The sequence below is a fragment of the Myroides sp. C15-4 genome (assembly GCF_050522745.1).
Lineage (GTDB): Bacteria > Bacteroidota > Bacteroidia > Flavobacteriales > Flavobacteriaceae > Flavobacterium.
In genome coordinates, this window is record NZ_JBMVQX010000049.1 from 1 (window position 1) to 17,638 (window position 17,638).

16 protein-coding genes and 1 pseudogene are annotated in these 17,638 nt (G+C 31.6%); 2 read left to right on the plus strand and 15 right to left on the minus strand.

Going from position 1 to position 17,638, the window contains the following annotated elements:
• The 7 genes and pseudogenes from ACPDHL_RS15275 to ACPDHL_RS15305 form a co-directional block, all read right to left on the minus strand.
• Positions 1 to 605 (minus strand): annotated as a pseudogene (locus tag ACPDHL_RS15275) (hypothetical protein); the annotation flags it as partial.
• A gap of 33 nt (positions 606 to 638) precedes the next feature.
• Positions 639 to 2,603: an OmpA family protein gene (locus ACPDHL_RS15280; RefSeq protein ID WP_430533607.1), complete on the minus strand. Its 1,965-nt coding sequence runs from the start codon at positions 2,601 to 2,603 to the stop codon at positions 639 to 641.
• An 11-nt stretch (positions 2,604 to 2,614) separates the two neighbouring features.
• Positions 2,615 to 3,547: a PorP/SprF family type IX secretion system membrane protein gene (locus tag ACPDHL_RS15285; protein WP_430533608.1), complete on the minus strand. Its 933-nt coding sequence runs from the start codon at positions 3,545 to 3,547 to the stop codon at positions 2,615 to 2,617.
• 12 nt (positions 3,548 to 3,559) lie between these two features.
• Positions 3,560 to 4,876 carry a gliding motility-associated C-terminal domain-containing protein gene (locus tag ACPDHL_RS15290; protein ID WP_430533609.1) on the minus strand — a complete coding sequence of 439 codons (1,317 nt, stop codon included), beginning with the start codon at positions 4,874 to 4,876 and terminating at the stop codon, positions 3,560 to 3,562.
• A 1,296-nt stretch (positions 4,877 to 6,172) separates the two neighbouring features.
• Positions 6,173 to 6,571, minus strand: coding sequence for a hypothetical protein (locus tag ACPDHL_RS15295; RefSeq protein ID WP_430533610.1), 399 nt, complete (start codon positions 6,569 to 6,571; stop codon positions 6,173 to 6,175).
• Between the two features lie 125 nt (positions 6,572 to 6,696).
• Positions 6,697 to 6,897: a hypothetical protein gene (locus ACPDHL_RS15300; protein ID WP_430533611.1), complete on the minus strand. Its 201-nt coding sequence runs from the start codon at positions 6,895 to 6,897 to the stop codon at positions 6,697 to 6,699.
• 1 nt (position 6,898) lies between these two features.
• Positions 6,899 to 7,498, minus strand: a complete 600-nt coding sequence (locus ACPDHL_RS15305; protein WP_115089934.1) for a hypothetical protein — start codon at positions 7,496 to 7,498, stop codon at positions 6,899 to 6,901.
• A 292-nt stretch (positions 7,499 to 7,790) separates the two neighbouring features.
• On the opposite strand from ACPDHL_RS15305, the gene ACPDHL_RS15310 reads away from it, so the two are divergent.
• Positions 7,791 to 8,588, plus strand: a complete 798-nt coding sequence (locus ACPDHL_RS15310) for an AraC family transcriptional regulator (RefSeq protein ID WP_430533612.1) — start codon at positions 7,791 to 7,793, stop codon at positions 8,586 to 8,588.
• Between the two features lie 78 nt (positions 8,589 to 8,666).
• A complete protein-coding gene (chrA, locus tag ACPDHL_RS15315; protein ID WP_430533613.1) occupies positions 8,667 to 9,800 on the plus strand; it encodes a chromate efflux transporter in 1,134 nt (377 codons plus the stop codon).
• Positions 9,801 to 9,819: 19 nt separating this feature from the next.
• On the opposite strand, the gene ACPDHL_RS15320 is transcribed toward chrA, so the two are convergent.
• The 8 genes from ACPDHL_RS15320 to nhaA all read right to left on the minus strand — a co-directional run bounded on the left by ACPDHL_RS15320 (position 9,820) and on the right by nhaA (position 17,291).
• Positions 9,820 to 10,386, minus strand: a complete 567-nt coding sequence (locus tag ACPDHL_RS15320) for a lipocalin family protein (protein WP_115089931.1) — start codon at positions 10,384 to 10,386, stop codon at positions 9,820 to 9,822.
• Positions 10,387 to 10,494: 108 nt separating this feature from the next.
• Complete coding sequence (arsB, locus tag ACPDHL_RS15325) at positions 10,495 to 11,529, minus strand: ACR3 family arsenite efflux transporter (RefSeq protein ID WP_430533614.1); 1,035 nt, start codon at positions 11,527 to 11,529, stop codon at positions 10,495 to 10,497.
• Between the two features lie 3 nt (positions 11,530 to 11,532).
• Positions 11,533 to 12,147, minus strand: coding sequence for a low molecular weight phosphatase family protein (locus ACPDHL_RS15330; protein ID WP_430533615.1), 615 nt, complete (start codon positions 12,145 to 12,147; stop codon positions 11,533 to 11,535).
• A gap of 18 nt (positions 12,148 to 12,165) precedes the next feature.
• Positions 12,166 to 12,618: a DUF6428 family protein gene (locus tag ACPDHL_RS15335; protein WP_430533616.1), complete on the minus strand. Its 453-nt coding sequence runs from the start codon at positions 12,616 to 12,618 to the stop codon at positions 12,166 to 12,168.
• Positions 12,619 to 12,678: 60 nt separating this feature from the next.
• A complete protein-coding gene (locus ACPDHL_RS15340; RefSeq protein ID WP_430533617.1) occupies positions 12,679 to 13,008 on the minus strand; it encodes an ArsR/SmtB family transcription factor in 330 nt (109 codons plus the stop codon).
• Between the two features lie 90 nt (positions 13,009 to 13,098).
• Positions 13,099 to 13,905, minus strand: coding sequence for a twin-arginine translocase subunit TatC (gene tatC / locus ACPDHL_RS15345; protein WP_430533618.1), 807 nt, complete (start codon positions 13,903 to 13,905; stop codon positions 13,099 to 13,101).
• A gap of 710 nt (positions 13,906 to 14,615) precedes the next feature.
• Positions 14,616 to 15,950 carry a DUF389 domain-containing protein gene (locus ACPDHL_RS15350; protein ID WP_430533619.1) on the minus strand — a complete coding sequence of 445 codons (1,335 nt, stop codon included), beginning with the start codon at positions 15,948 to 15,950 and terminating at the stop codon, positions 14,616 to 14,618.
• 18 nt (positions 15,951 to 15,968) lie between these two features.
• A complete protein-coding gene (gene nhaA / locus ACPDHL_RS15355; protein ID WP_430533620.1) occupies positions 15,969 to 17,291 on the minus strand; it encodes a Na+/H+ antiporter NhaA in 1,323 nt (440 codons plus the stop codon).
• Positions 17,292 to 17,638: the final 347 nt, after the last annotated feature.

Below are 17,638 nucleotides of genomic sequence, written 5' to 3' on the forward strand. Positions count from 1 at the left end.
GAATTTCCGTCATAATGTACGTTACCCGCATTCTCTGTAAGGTATTGATTTAAAATTTCTTGAACATTCGTATTATTGATAATGTCTTCGAAGTTGTTGATCACATCAGCCTGAACATCAATCATGACTTCCGTCCCTGCCTCATTTTTATACGTATACTTTCCATTACCTGATGAATCTTTAACTAACGTGGTAACGATATTTAAACTTTGAAGATCTATAAAAATAACATCATCATTTTCATCATATAGTTTAAGTAAATCATCTTCAACTACAAAACTTTTATTTTTTGCATTACTCCATTCTTTACCATCTAATTCTGTTAAAAATCGATTCCAATTATTTCCTTTCCAAAAATAATATCCTGGTTGTAAATCTCCTGAATCTGTTACGTTATAAACCAATAAACTTTCAACATTTCCATTGGTAATCGTACCATTGTCAGTAAGACTTTTCAATTCAACTCGAGGGATTAGAACCCCTCTTTTATCAGAAGTTATTTCAAGTTGAGAAGAAGGATTAGGGTTAGCCGTACCTATTCCAACTTGAGCGTAACTTATTGCCCCAGTACAAAAAGCACCGAGTAAAATCCATCTCTTTTTCATGTGATTAGTTGTTTAAATTATGTTTCCTGCGTATTAAATTTCTTTAATAATAAATTCACTGCGTCTATTTTCTTGGTGTTCCGAAGTCGTACACGGTACACCATTGCTACATTTGTTTAGCAACTGACTTTCTCCATATCCTCGTCCTGTCAAGCGACTCGGATCGATTCCTTGTTCAATCATCCATTTAATAGTTGATTTCACACGACGATCGGATAAACTCATGTTGTATACATCATTTCCTCTACTATCTGTATGAGAGCGAACATCAATTTTTATGGAAGGGTATTCTTTCAATACCTCGACTACTTTCATCAACTCAATTGCAGCATCTCTGCGGATATTCGATTTATCAAAATCAAAGTAGATCGGTTGTAAATTGAGTCTTTTAAATAAATCATCGTTTAAGCCTAGCGGTTTCTCCGCTTTTTCTAAGCCGATATTCACTACTTTAACTCCAGGTTCTCGATTTACATTAAAAGCAACTTCAACGGTATTATAGGATTCTTTTTCTGCTTTAATGCGGTACTTATATCCACAATCTAAAAGTGAAGTGATATAATATCCTTTCGCATTGGTGTAAAGTGTATCTGATTTTTGATAAAGCGCATCTGAAATAACAATCAAGGCATTCGCTACGATTTCATTGGTATCTTTGTCGTATACTGTTCCTTCAATCGTTTGCTTACACGGTTTTTCAGCAAGGAAATAAATATCATCTGATCCTTGTCCTTCAGCGCGGTTTGAACTAACAAATCCTTTATTTTGTTTGGGATCCAAGTAGAACCCAAAATCATCCATGCTGCTATTAATAGGGGTTCCCATATTCACGACAGGACCAAAACTTCCATTAGGATAAATCTTAGTGGTAAATATGTCCAATCCCCCTAAACCTAGATGCCCATCAGAAGAGAAATACAACTGATAATCAGAAGCTATAAAAGGAAAGTTTTCTCTACCTTCTGTATTGATAGCGGAACCTAAATTTTCAACTGGACCATATCCCTCATGCTCATACAAAGCCACGCGAAATAAATCGGACTGCCCTCTTGTACCTTGTCGATCAGAAGCAAAGTACAACCACTTATCATCGGGTGTTAATGCAGGATGGGCGGTATTAAAATTATCCGAATTGAATGGCAATTCTTCTACTTGTCCCCACTTTCCATCCGCTTGTTTTACTGCTTTGTATAATTTCAATAAAGAAGTCTTCTCTTTATTTTGCTTGCTTTTTCCACTTGCTTTGGAATTGTTACGCGTGAAATACATCGTATTGCCATCTTGTGTAAAAACAGCGGTTGCATCATTAACTTCTGAATTGATTTCTGGTGCAAAAAGTACTGGTTCTCCAAAACCACTTTGACCAATCGTTGAACGATATAAACTGGTGTAACTTTCATTTGTCCAAGCATGGATTTTACTACTACTACCTTGCTGATCTGTAGCCCGTGCTGACGTAAATATAAACTGATCTCCAAGCAGGGTTCCGCCATAATCTGAATAGGCTGTATTAAAATCTAAGCGTTTAATATCATAGCGATCCGATCGATTTTCAATATGAGCCAAATAATCGCGGTTCTTGCTATATAGCTCTACCCTAGAATCTCGCTGTTCTAATACTGCAAACTGATCCATCATTTGTTTCGATTTTGTATAATCTTCCACTGACTTTAAAGTTTGTGCATAGCGATAGTAATATTCTGAAGGTAATTTGGCCAATTCTTTATCTTCATAATTCCCCTCAAAGAGCTCCGTATACCATGTATTTGCCTCAACTAATTTTCCATTAAAATAGTAAGCATCAGCGAGGTTTTGCAGAATAGAGGTATTGACATATCCTTGATTCGCCATGCGTTCATACACTTTAATGGCATCAACATAGGCCAATCGATCAAAGCTTTTATCAGCCTGTTTTTCCTTTTTAATTTGACTATAACCTGTTGTGCTTAAGCCCAAGGCTATACTTAATATTCCAAGTTGTATTATTTGTTTCACCATACTTGTACTGATTAGAAGAATCTTGGCGCAGCAACGCGCTTGTAGCTATTAAACAAAGTGAATCGCATAAAGATTTCATGAGATCCCGAATTATATCGAGCCAATTTGGAAGTTTCAGCATCATAGCTATAACCAACCATAATCTGATCTGACACTTGAAAACCAACTAAACCACTTACGGCAGCATCCCATCGGTAAGCAACTCCTGCGGTAAACTTATCTACAAACATGAAATTAGCAGATACATCCATCTGCAAGGGAGATCCTTGCTCCATTTTCACCATAGCAGCTGGTTTAAATTTGATATCGTTATTTAAATCAAACACGTATCCCCCTGTCACATATAAGTGCATTTTTTCACGCATTGTTTTGACATTATTATCGTCATAACGCGAACGAGTTAGTAATGTGGGTACTGAAACACCTACATAAGCCTTATCTGAATACAAGAATAATCCCGCCCCTATATTGGCATTAAATTCATTCTTAATATCATCTTCTGCTACAGGATCTGTCGGGTTGTAAATATGTAACTTACTGTAATTCACATCTAGTAAATTTGCAGACCCTTTCAATCCAAAAGCTAACTTATAATTGTAGTTCAGATTCACAGCATAAGATAAATCAACCGATAAAGTATTATCGTCCATCACACCTAAATGATCATTGACAAAACTCACCCCTAATCCCAATCCTGATTCACCCAAAGGAGTATTGACAGATAAAGTTGCTGTTTTAGGAGCTCCCTCTAACCCCACCCATTGGGTGCGATACAAACCAAAAATATTCAACCCTTCTCTACTTCCCGCATAAGCAGGGTTGATGTTCGAGTGGTTATACATATACTGCGTATATTGTGGATCTTGTTGTGCATAGGATTGTTCCATACAAAACAAACCTACCCCTCCAAGAACAAAAGTCTTTATTGTGTTTTTTAGTCTCATCTATTTTGGGATTTAATTGGTCTCTACATGTAAATTGGCCGCTTTCTTAATCATACGACTACCATTAGCATCTTTGTATTCATAAGTCACTACGTAGTAATACGTTCCACTCGGTAATTTTTTATTTTTATCCACTGTAATCTTACCGTCTGAATAGCCTCTAAATACATTTACACTTCCATCTCCTTTTGGATCATATCCCGTAGTTTCATATACTTTTACCCCCCAACGGTTGTAAATTTCTACGCGGTTATTGGGATATTTGTTGATATTATCAATGATGAAGTAATCATTTTTACCATCTCCATCAGGTGTGACTAAATTGTAAATCACTACATCACCTTCAATAATCCAATCCTTTTTTACTGTAGCTAGCGTGAAATAACCAAAATCTTTAATTTCTGCGACTGTTGTTACCCTATTAAGAGACATATCCACAACTCCTCCTTCATCCACCCATAACTGTTCTTTGGCATCCCAACGGACAATATGCAATTCCTCTTCTGGATTTTTAAGTAATTCCGGAGGTGTAGTTTCCTCATTCCAATCCAAACTCAAGACAACCATATTCGGTTGTTTTAAATTCCCTTCCAATCGCCAATATTCTTTCTCATTTAACACCTTAATTACCCCTGCTGTTTTTTTGTGTGCTGTAAAAAACGGAGCATCTTCTAAATAATATTGCCCGACAATAGTGGCTAAAATGTCATCTGGTGCACTAATCACTGCTGGACGAAAATATTTTTTATGTCCAATAGGATATTCAAAGCGATCATTTCCTTTCTTTTCTACTGCTCCTTCAATAAAGCTGTGATTGCCAACATTCTCATGTCGAGCACCTGCAAGGAAAGTAACCATACCATTAGAAACTGAAGTACTAGCATTTTTTGTTGAATCTACTTGTACAATACCATTTTTAAAATGAGCCAAACCTGAAATATCAATATTGTTCTTTAAGTCAAAAGCAATTCCATTTAGTTCGCTGTCAAATTCAATATTGTAGAAAGAAGCCAAACTATTTCCAGTGATTCGCTTTGCTAGGGAAGAATTAGATACTATAAAAAAAGTAGAAGAGCTCTTCATGGAAGAAGAAATTCCATAATAACCATCATTTGTAAAATCCTTATAATAATACACGCTCCCATCATTCACAAAAGTACCAGAAGCTGTATTTGTAAAATCGAGCTGAGTAGATAAAATGGTTTCTGGGCGGACACTGAATAAACCTGTATTCACTAACTGAATATGCTCCGATTCGTCTTGTCCATAAGATAAGGTATGAACACAAACAAGCAGCAAGAAGGTTAATTTGAAATAATTCTGACTCATATAAGTTTTATTTAATGGTTGGTATTCCTTTCTATTGCCCCAGTATCACTATACTACCCAATATATTGAAGCACTAAAACATATCTTAATTTTAATACACATATATTAAAATTCACATAAATTTAAATAAAAAATTGAATCAAAACCAAATTTAAGCTAAATTTAAACTAAAGTTAATTTAGCAATAACATTAAAAAAAGATTGTTTATTTAATAAAAAAACAATCAAATAAAACAAAACAAATGTTTTTAAATGAATTTATCAATATTTCTATTTAAAATTTGATTTTATAATAATTTTATTTTTATTAAAACACATCAAACACATTTATTCTAATATATAGAGCCATCAACACTATTTATTTAATTTAAATTATTAAAAATTTGAAAATGATTCTTGTTTAAAGTAGTTTAAAAAAAGTGTTATAAAAAACAACTAGTAACAGGTTTACCTCACATTTGGGTGCAAGTATTTAATTTACTGCATCAAAAAAACATTTCACTAAATATCAGCAACTTAGATTTTCAAAACCAACAACTCTTGTCAAATAATAAGAATCAATCATATCTTTTATGGAGTCAATCGCATTGGAAGATAAAACCAGTATAGAACACAATTTATAAGTGAGATTAGAACAAGATAAAACAAGTAAATTCGAGTAGATTTATTGTGATAACAGTACAAGACAAATCAATTCCTTACAAGATTATATCGATAAAAGCATTGCTTTAGTAAGATTAATTCACTAAAATATGATTTCCATACAGGAACCATGTGGGGTTATTCTACTAAAATTATAGCTTTTATAGTATCCTAAATTCGTGTTTATTTTCCTATTACCATACTTGTTACTTAATACAATAAATTAAAGAATTAACAAAGAGAAAATAAATAAAATTTATAGGTCGAAACCAAGGGGAAATTAATGCTAGCATAAAAAAAACAGGCAAGAGAAATCTTCACACTATTGCCTGTTTTTTTGTTGTCTAATACTCCTTAAAAAGTTATACTAAATTCTTCTTTTAGTGGTTGTGCTTTTTTCAGTGCAGTAATCCAATCATATTTTACTTCGGCAGAACCTATATATTTTAATTAAATATTATCACAGTCGTGAAAAAAAATATATAAATCTAAAGACATATTTTTAGACTTAAACCAATCTTCTCCTTTTATCTTTATAAGATATTTATACTACTTTCAATAAAGTTTCACAGTAATTACAAAATGACCATATTCAATTTTATGATTACTATCAGTAATAGTACAAACAAACAAATAACTATCTTTAGATACTTGTCAGTAATGCACTAGCGAGCTTAATTCTCTATAGACTGGAGTAGCTGTATTTAGAAATGTTTCTAAATTATCTACAACTAATTTTTTACTTTGGAGATCCTCTGCTTGAAGCTTAAAGAAGTTTTCAATTTCCTCTAATAATCGATCCATTATAAAAACACCTGGCACAATAGGATAATTATCAAAATGTCCCTTACATTGTTCAATTGTAAAAGCGGGAATTTGAATTTTAAAACAAAATGGTTCGATTAAATTCACCATTAAATCTTCATTTATTGGAGCACTTTCTGCAGGGATTTTTTCTGTATAAAAACTGCTAAAAGCCTCGTTAAAAGCATTTTCATCGAAAATAACATATTCTAGTTCAGAGGTATAAAACAATTGATTTTGATTATTCAAAACGTCTACTAAAACTTTTCCTTTACGCTTTGAAAATGAAAAAGGCTTAGCACAATACTTTAATCCATCTTCTACAATCGTACTATTGATTTTTCTTATTCTAATTTTTTCAGCTAAAAAAATGTTTAAAAAGAGATATCCATGGCTGTCAATAAAGAGATACTTCCTAATGATGCAACTGTTTGTCCTATTGCTTTAAATCCTCTCAATTGACTATCTGAGCTACTTGTTGTAATATACTCTACTGTAGATTCCTTCATTACCAAATTATCCATTGGAAATAAATAAGGATAATTCTCCCCGATGTAATTATACAAATGTTTCATCTTACAAATTATTTTGTTTAATAATATAAGTACAGTCTATATTTGAATTTTCGTCATAGAAAGATTGGGATACTTGTATTTCTATATTACTTAATTGAAGATAATCTTTGATTCCATCTAAAAAAGCTATTAAAGTGGGAAAAGTTAGATACTGATCAATTTTACATTGTTTAGCAGCTCTGTGATAACGATCAACACCTTTCAAATGAATCACAGCATAATCTGAAGTATATTCTTGCACATCAAACTTGAACTCCGGACTCGAAGTGTAAATAGCAGAAATAGCGACCATAACCATTGACCTGCAATCTCGAACCATAGTAGAATCTTTAATTAATGCTTGCTCTGCTTTTGCTTTGCCAAGATTATAAAATAGTTTATCGGAGTGCAAACGTATTTTATCTACTCCATACTGCTCTCCTATTGACTGTAATTGCAAAGCATAGAATTGGGAGGTAATATTGGATAAATTAATCGCTAAGTCTGACACGGTCGAAGGAAGATATAAATCAATTAATTTCTCTTTAATCTGCTGTGAAGGATATTGATCATCTCCTCTTAAGAGACGTAATTCTTCAAATAAACTATTTTTCCCTTTCATTGTTACATGTTTTATTGTTATTTTTTTAAGTTAAAACAACAAAATAATACTCATAAAAATACAATAAAAATAATACTACAAATTAAAATAACTAAAAATAATTTACATAATAAAACATGTTAGCTAATTTTAGAGCAACCTACTCTTCTCTTATACCTATTACTTAATGCTATTAGTTGTTTAAATCTTAGTTTAAGTGACTTTTAAAAAGAGCTATACTTTATTAACATTTAAATACCCTTTTATTAAAAGATAATAGTTAGTTTTACTTGTATTATTTAATTAAATAACGTTGAATACATCTATTGAAATAAAAAATAAAATTGAGTCAATAACACTAATAAAAGTTTCTCCTTTTAGGCAAGAAATTCGCAAAACAAATCCTCATAAACACAATAATTACTTTGAAATTATTTATTTAAGCGAGGGAACAGGCTTTCATACAATTGATCAAGCTGTATTTTCGATAACTACTCCTACAGTTTTTTTTATACAAAAGGAGCAAGTTCATTTTTGGGATATTACAAGTAAACCTAAAGGCTTTGTAGTTCTATTAAAAAAAGAATTCTTGCAAGCCTCATTAGATTATAAGCTAAGAGACCTCCTGTCTCAATTAAGTCATCTTACTTGCTTAAAAATAAATGATACCCAAAGTATTGATGCATTATTTCATCTACTTGTATCAGAGAAGGATCTTACGGTAACAGAAGGTCTACTAAAAGCTTTATTAGCTAAGATAATAGCAAGATCTACTCCTTTTTCTACTTCCGTAAATAAAAGCGATACGATCGCCTTGTTTCAGGATTTTTTAAAGCAAACAAATAACTTACATAACAGTGTTGCCTATTATGCTCAAAGATTAAAAATTTCACCACAAAAGCTAAATGCCATCTGTCGCAAAACACTCCAACAGTCAGCATCCGAAATATTAGCAGAACATATTATTGATGAAGCAAAAAGACAATTACTATATTCTGACAACAGTGTTAGTGAAATTGCTTACAACCTAAACTTTAGTGACTCTTCTTACTTTATAAAATACTTCAAGCGCTATATGGGTATTACTCCTAAAGCATTTCGGGAAATTTAAAGTACCATTCTTTTTTCAAATTCACCTTATTTTAGGTTCTAATTGTGACATATTTGTATGATTAAAAATTCTTAAGATATGAATACCAAACAAGGTGAAGTAAGCCTCAAAGAAATAATCAAGGTCTTTACAAAATTAGGGATTATTGGTTTTGGAGGTCCTGCGGCTCATATTGCAATGATGAGAGAGGAAGTAGTTGTAAAAAGAAAATGGATGGATGAACAGCACTTTTTAGATCTACTTGGTGCTACTAATTTAATTCCTGGCCCTAACAGTACAGAAATGGCCATTCACATTGGTTATGATAAAGCGGGCTGGAAAGGTCTTATAATTGCAGGGCTTTGTTTTATTCTTCCTGCGGTTTTACTTACAGGTGTATTGGCTTATTTTTATAAAAATTATGGAGAATTACCCCAAATTCAACCATTTCTCTATGGAATTAAACCTGCTATTATTGCTATTATCCTTGGAGCTGTATTTCCACTAGCCAAAAAATCTATTAAATCCTTATTCTTAGCCTTTATAGGACTTATTGTCTTAGTAGCTTCTTTATTTGGGACTAATGAGATCATTTTAATGTTTGGAGCTGGCTTTTTAGCTTATGTAGTTTTTTATATTAATACTACAAAGCGAAGTACCTTACAAAGTTTTCTTCCATTCCCCTTCTTACTTAGTATACAAAATACTCATTTCACCAATACCAATATGCAGCTATTTTGGATTTTTCTTAAAATAGGGGCTATACTGTACGGTAGTGGCTATGTATTATTTGCTTTTTTAGATACAGAACTCGTGCAAACAGGTTTACTCACCAAAGAACAACTTATAGATTCTATTGCTGTAGGACAATTCACACCAGGACCTGTTTTCTCTTCCGTTACTTTTATTGGTTTTCAAATTAATGGTTTATCTGGAGCAATTCTTTCAACTGTTGCAATTTTTTTACCATCCTTTATTCTAGTAGCCTTACTAAACCCATTGATGAAAAAACTTCGCAACTCAAAAGGATTATCTGTCTTTTTAGATGCGGTGAATGTTGCCTCTGTCGCCTTGATTGTCGCTGTTTGTATAACGATGACACGAGATGTGTTGCTGAACTGGCAAACCCTTGTTATTACCCTACTTAGTGGCATACTCGTTTTTAAATTTAAAAAAGTAAATAGTGCTCTTATTGTTTTAGCAGGAGCTTTGTTGGGTTATATCCTCTTTTAATTGTTCGCTTTTCTTGTATTTATTTAGCCTTTATTACCGATGTATCTTCCTTGTCATGTTCAACCCAAATCAAACGAGATACATCATAACCAATTTCATTAGCTAGTGTCAAGTATTGTTGTTTAATAGCTTCGGGAATACCTTTTTCTCTAGATAAAATCCATAAATAATCAAGATCCTTTCCTGCTATTAGAGCATATTTATAATCTGAATCTAATGCAATGATATTATAACCCGAATAAAAAGGACCGAAAAAGCTAACTTTAAGTGCACCTACATTTTTCTCTGCTCTGAACTTAGCTATTCCTTCTGCTTGTTTCCATTCTTTGGTTTTAACATTAAAACCTCGATTTAAAACCTTGAGATTTCCTTTCTTGTCCAAACTATAGTAAGCTGTGGTATTATTTAAATCTCTTTCAAAATAAAAATCAAACCGAGCAATTTCATACCATGTTCCCAAATAACGATTTACATCAAAATTTTCAACGGGTTTAGCTTTTTCTGGTATTGTACTTGCATTACATGACACAAACAAAAAAGATAGAATAGCAAAAAAACTTATTCTATAAAACACTTGTAAATTCATAAAAAATTAGTTTATCTCAAAAATAAAAAAATAAATGATGGATTGATTTATTCTAGTGATTAATTTAATAGAAACGATTTGAAACGATTTAAAAATAACAATATTTTATCACTTTGCATAATATTTCTTTTTCATCCACAAACTCACTCGTACCAGTAGAATCAACACAGGAACTTCAACTAAAGGTCCGATAACCCCCACAAAAGCTTGGGGCGAGTGAATTCCAAATACGGCAATAGCAACAGCAATAGCTAGTTCAAAATTATTACCTGCTGCAGTAAAAGAAATAGCCGCATTTTTATCATAATCCACATGCATTGATTTATTTACGAAGAAGCTGACAAAGAACATCAAGACAAAATAAATAATTAGTGGGATAGCAACTTTGATAACCTGCATTGGTAATTGAACAATCTGCTCTCCTTTTAAGCTAAACATAAGCACAATGGTAAACAGTAAAGCATATAAAGTAAAGGGGGAAATAAAAGGGATAAACTTGCGCTTAAACCAAGCTTCTCCTTTTATTCTAATGAGATACTTATGACTTAAAAAACCTGCTAAAAATGGAATTCCTAAATAAATAAGCACACTTTGTACTACATCGCTCATCTTAATTGAAATAGCATAATCAGCAAATCCAAAATAAGAAGGTAATACGTTGATAAAAAGCCAAACAAAGAAGCTATAAAACAGCACTTGGAAAACACTATTTAATGCAATCAGTAAGGCTGCATATTCTCGATTACCTTTTGCTAAATCATTCCATACAATCACCATTGCAATACATCTGGCTAAACCAATAAGGATCAACCCTACCATATAATCAGGTTCATCACGCATGAAAATAATAGCCAGAACAAACATTAAAACAGGTCCTACAATCCAGTTTAAGAAAAGAGATAAGCCTAAGACTTTTTTATCCCTAAAAGCCAGTGGTAATAGATTATAATCAACCTTAGCCAGTGGAGGATACATCATGACGATTAGTCCTATAGCCAACGGAATATTGGTCGTTCCAATGGACAGTTTATCCATCACATTAGAAACACTTGGAAATACATTTCCTAAGAGAACACCAATCCCCATAGCCAAGAAAATCCAAAGAGTTAAGTATCGATCTAAAAATTTCATTCTAACTTGCATGACTTATTTTTTAATTTGTGACACGATGTAAAACATTTCACTTGCAATTTCAAGGCTTCGATTAAAATATCCTGCTTGCTGGTTTTCCGTTCCATCAAATACCTTCGGATCCTCAAATGTAATAGGGATTCTGCGCTCAGCACCTGCTATAAAAGGACAGTCCCCATCTGCCTGTGAACAAGTCATTACCGCTGCAAAATTGCTACTTGGATTAAAAACTGCATCGTACTTCTTAGAAAAACCAATAATAGGAATTTCATTATCATCATACTTTATCGCATAAATAGGATTCTCTCCTTCCGAAATTTTAAATACGTTAAATCCCTGTTCTTTTAAAACTGTAGCAACTATGGGATACATCGTTGTTTGTTCAGTCCCTCCTGAATAACAAATAACATCTGGAATACCATAATAAGTTGCTGCTACTTGCATCCAAATCTGAGCCAAATGACTTCTTCTTGAATTATGCGTACAAATAAAATTGATTCGAATTGGAGATTTTGAATCAACCTTAGCTTGAATGTATGCCAGTAAAGGAGCTAAAACTTCTTTTCTATGATCAGTTATCACTCTTGATTCAAGCATAATGCTAATTGTAGTTGATAATTTTTTATACATCTTTTACCTTTTTTAAGATTAACAACATCCAGCGTTAGAATCGCAACAACTAGTTTGATTTACCTGATCACTTGGTGTAATTCCACAAGCATCTTCAGCTAAACAAGCAGTCAATGTATTTTTTAATAGAAAGTGAGTTCCATTAAATTCTAAGAAATACTTTCCTATTGTTTCTTTACCTTGAACTTCTACTTCAATATCTGCATCAACAATACCTAATTTTGTTTCTGATAATCGAATAATATTAAGCAATTTACCAGCTTTTAAATGGTGTTCATAATCATCTGCATTCCACAATTGAAAACTTACCTTAACCTCTTCTCTTATTGTACCTCCACAGTCAATAAACTTTTTTGTTACCTGACCTACTTCTGTTACATGGAAATGTCCTGCTACAAACGTCCCATCTTCAAATTGAAAATCTACTCGATCTAATTTTTCTAACACTACTTTTACTTCTGATAATTTCATATTTTATCTGTTTTAAATTATTTTAATATCGCAATATTACGATGATGTTGAATAAAAATATTAACAGCAATCCTTTGATTGTATTTTTTGAGCGAAGAAGAATTCAAACTCCTTGAAGAATTCATTCCACACTGCATCGTCAATACAATAACAAACGGATTTACCATCAATTGTTCCTTTTATAAGTCCACTATTCTTAAGCTCTTTTAAGTGCTGTGAAATAGTCGCTTGAGCCAATCCAAGTTCTTCTACCAAATCATTGCAAATACAAGCCTCTTGATTGATAATATACTGAAGAATGGCAAGTCTTGCTGGATGCCCTAAAACCTTAAACATAAGCGATAACCTATTCTTTTTATCACTAAATAATTCTGATTTTGTTACTCCCATTATTTTACACCTAATTATACATCGCAATATTACGATGAATATTTAAACTATGCAAGTTTAATTAATTTTTATAGCAAATACGATAATATATTATTCTGTAATGTGATTAGACTTCATAAACTTTGAAAAGAAAATACTCACTTCATACAATAAAACTAATGGTATAACCAAAATAACTTGACTCAATACATCTGGAGGGGTAATAATTGCTGATGCAACTAAAATCAAAACATAAGCATATCTGCGATACCCTTTGAGTGTATCTGTTGATAAAATTCCCATCTTGTATAATACTAGAATGACAACTGGCAAAACAAACACAATACCTGATGCTAGTATAGTGGTTCTAACAAGAGAAATATATGAAGTAAGATCGATTTGATTAGCAACAATACTACTAATCTCTATATTCATAAAAAAATGAATAGATAACGGAACTATAATAAAATATCCAAACAAGACACCTATAAAAAATAAAAGACTTGTGATTGTTACAAATACAATACTATATCTTATCTTACTATTATATAATTTAGGTTGTACAAGTTTCCAAATTTGATACAAAATCCAAGGAAATGAAGTTATTAGTCCAAAGGTAAAACTAGTCCAAATCATAATCTTTAACTGACCATCCATTTTTCGATTTTGAATATCAAAATCAATCCCTTCCATATACAATGATGAACTCAAATTAAAAAAATCTATCAAAGAACGATGCCAAATATAAATAGGAAAATTAGGGTTCTTAGGAGCAAATAATATTTGCTCAAAAATAAAGTTAGTATATAAAAACGCTATGCTACTACATAAAACAATTCCAATAAAACACTTGATTAAAAAACTTCTTAAAAGTCCAACAAAATTCAAAAATGTCTTTTTCTTAATATCTATATCCATATCTTATTATAAGATGCTAAACTACTGCTATTTTAATTATTTAATATCCAAATTAGGGCTTAGTTTTTAGTTGCTCTAAATATAGTTGTATGCGCTTGATTTAGCTCATCCACATAGTTCCACTCTAAAGCTTTATTTTCATTTTCTGCAAAAATAGTAGCTAACTTATTTGTATAGGGAGAAATATCAGAGACATACTATTCTACAAACCAAAACGTTATCCTTACTGACTAATTCACCTAGATCAGCGTTAATATTATCAGTAAATGGTGATTATTTTACTAAATTCAAGAGACAAATGCTAAATAATTAGCAAACTATTCTAGTTCTAAAAAAAAACATACTTAAAAAAAATCTGAATAAGATTTCTCTTGTAGTGCTTTTTTACCTACTTAGTGATATATCTTTGATTTTTTACTTCAATAATTCTTCTTTTAAAAAACTTATAAAGTTACATTCTTTATTTGTAATAATATTAAAAAATAAATTTATAACAAGTAAAAAATCATTAGATTTATAATTCTAAAACTAGTTCTCCTTATTTACTAGTTGTCTTTTAAAAAGAGAAAGTCCTAGGACTTTCTCTTTTTTCTATTTAGTTACAATTTAAACTTCGTCTATAAAGTAACGTAAACTCCGCTTATTACCAAAAATATTATATCTACTTTTTGTCTTTACCTCCTAACAGACCTTAATGAAGATAACTATTTTTACTTTATCTGGTTATTCCCTTTCTCCTGTATAGGATTATTTCCTTGAACAAGTAAAATGGTATCTGCCTTTAATCGAGTCTTTAACCAATTATTAAGTAGCTTACCATCTACTGCCTTTGTTTTTTCTTTTTGATTAAAAATAACTAACCAATTCATTGTAATACTATCAGTTTTTATATATCGCTCTACTTTCCCAATGGATACTTCTTCTATATTAGGAAAAAGTACATTAATTTCATTTATCAAATTAGGTTCATCCACTTTATACTTAGACAGTTCTTTTTTTAAGTCATTGATTATAATATCTTTCTCTGCATATGATCGATCTTGCTTACTGAGTTCATTTAAAATTTCTGATTTAATATCCTTTTCATCTTGTTTAAATGTCAGCTCTACATTGTCTAGACCTCTTTCCTTTAATAACCTGTTGTAGAGTAAAATATTTTCTTCAGTTAATTTCTTATCCAAAAAAGCAAGTTCTACTTTTTTGGGCTTAGTATTATAATTAATCTTTTTATAAATCACAGTATACCCTCTATCATTAAACTCAGAATCAATGAACTCCTCGACAGTTTTTGTGAATTTCTTTTCTTCAAATAACGTATAAGCCAAGTAGAAACTAGGTACAATCATCACAACAATCAACATACTAATACCATATCTTATACGTCTTTCTTTCTGGGTATCTAAAGTAGATGATGTTGGATATTTCAAGTACTTAATAACAAAAAAAGTAGCAATACAAATAAAAAAACAGTTAATAGTATACAGGTAAAAAGCTCCCAAAAAGTAACTTATATTAAATGTAGCTAACCCATATCCTGCTGTACATAAAGGGGGCATTAATGCAGTAGCAATAGCAACTCCTGGTATAGGATTTCCTTTTTCAACCCTAGTAATAGAGATAACTCCAACAAGACCTCCAAAAAAAGCAATCAAAACATCATAAATTGTTGGGGAAGTACGAGCTAATAACTCAGATTGAACATCCTTAAAAGGACTAACGTAGAAATAAATAGCAGAAACTAATAAACTAACAATAGTAGCAATGATTAAGTTTTTTATTGCGATTTTTAGCAATAAAAAATTATAAGTTCCTAAGGCAAAGCCTGCACCTACAATTGGTCCCATCAATGGAGAAATTAACATGGCACCTATAATTACTGCTGTTGAATTTACATTTAACCCAACAGATGCAATGATAATGGCACAAGCTAAAATCCATAGATTAGCTCCCTTAAAGGCAATATTAGCTCTAATGTTTTCTAGAACTTTTTCCCCTTTCTCTTCTCCTTTATGCAGATTAATGTAATCAAAAAACTTATTTGTCATCTGCTCTTATTTTTATTGTTATTTTTTTTCTCTACTCAAAACATAATATCCAATCACTCCCCCAATTATAGAAGCGACAAAGATTCCTATCTTAGCTTGAGTCATATATTCCTCACTTGTAAAAGCTAATGAAGTTACGAATAAAGACATGGTAAAACCAATAGCTGCAAGAAGGCTCAGTCCAAAAAGATTTTTAATATTCATCCCCTCAGGGAAAGGAGCTACTTTTAATTTTACCAAAACAACTGTAAAACCTACTACTCCTATTATCTTTCCAACCAATAAACCAAGTGCTACACCTAGAGCTACATTTGTACTAAACAAATGATCAAAATCAATAGCTAAAGATACACCAGCATTGGCTAAAGCGAAAATAGGAATAATTAGAAAAGTAACCATCGGATGCATCATGTGCTCTAAACGCTGTAAAGGCGGTGTTGCACAGGCACTACTGTTTTCTATCTGCTCTAAAATATGTAATTGTTCATTAGTTAAAGTAGATTTAGTATTATCGGGATCTATTGCTTTGAACTTATCTAAAAGTACTTGTATTTTTTCACTAAATACTTTTTCACTAATTCTAACATTGGCAGGAATTGTAAACGCTGCTAAAACTGCAGCAATAGTGGCGTGAACGCCAGATAATAAAAACGCTGTCCATACCCCTCCAATTCCTAAAATAGCATAAAAAAGTATATTTCTAACTCCTATTCTATTACCCAAATACATAATAACTAATATAGAAGCCCCAACTAATAAATGCAAAGTCGAAATCTCTGAAGTATAAAAGAAAGCTATAACAAGTACAGCCCCTAAATCATCAACGATAGCTAATGCCGTTAGAAACACTTTTAATGTTAAAGGTATTCTACTTCCTAATAAATAAAGAACCCCTAAAGCAAATGCGATATCGGTTGCCATAGGAATTCCCCAACCATTAGACATCTCTCCACTTGGATTTAAGACAAAGTAAATAACAGCAGGAACAACCATACCTCCTAATGCCGCTCCAATAGGTAACATTGCTTTTCTAGGATTAGATAACTCGCCTGCTACAATTTCTCTTTTCAGTTCTAGCCCAACAACAAAGAAGAAAATAGCCATCAATCCATCATTAATCCAATGGTGTAAACTATATTCAAAAAAACTATTTCCTGCCCATTGAAAACCAAACTTATATTCCAAGATATGATGATAATGCTCTTTTAACGAGGAATTAGCTAATACAAGTGCAATAATTACACTTATCCCTAATACTATACCACCTGACTTCTCTTGTTTAATAAATCGTTGTATGGGGGATACCATCCTCTCAATAGGGGTCTGATTTAACTGGTTCATAAAAATATTCTTCTTGTTTTAATGTTATAAATAGTTTACAATTTCAAAAATAGAAAATTAATTTTGTTAGTTAATAAAAAACACGTATTTACATGAATTATCCCTTACATTTAACTTTTACAAGATTTTTATTGCAATTATAGCTAAAGTAGATTACAAATTATTCTTATTGGACTATCTACTTTATTTATATTGGTTAATTTTTATACGCTATAAACATTTAAATTTGCTTAGATAATAGCTTTCCTTGACATTGACATTAAATCCTTGTGGGTATTTCGGTCAGACCGTGCCACCTATTTCGGTCAAATGGTGCCACTTTAAAAAGTTATACAATAATACAAAAA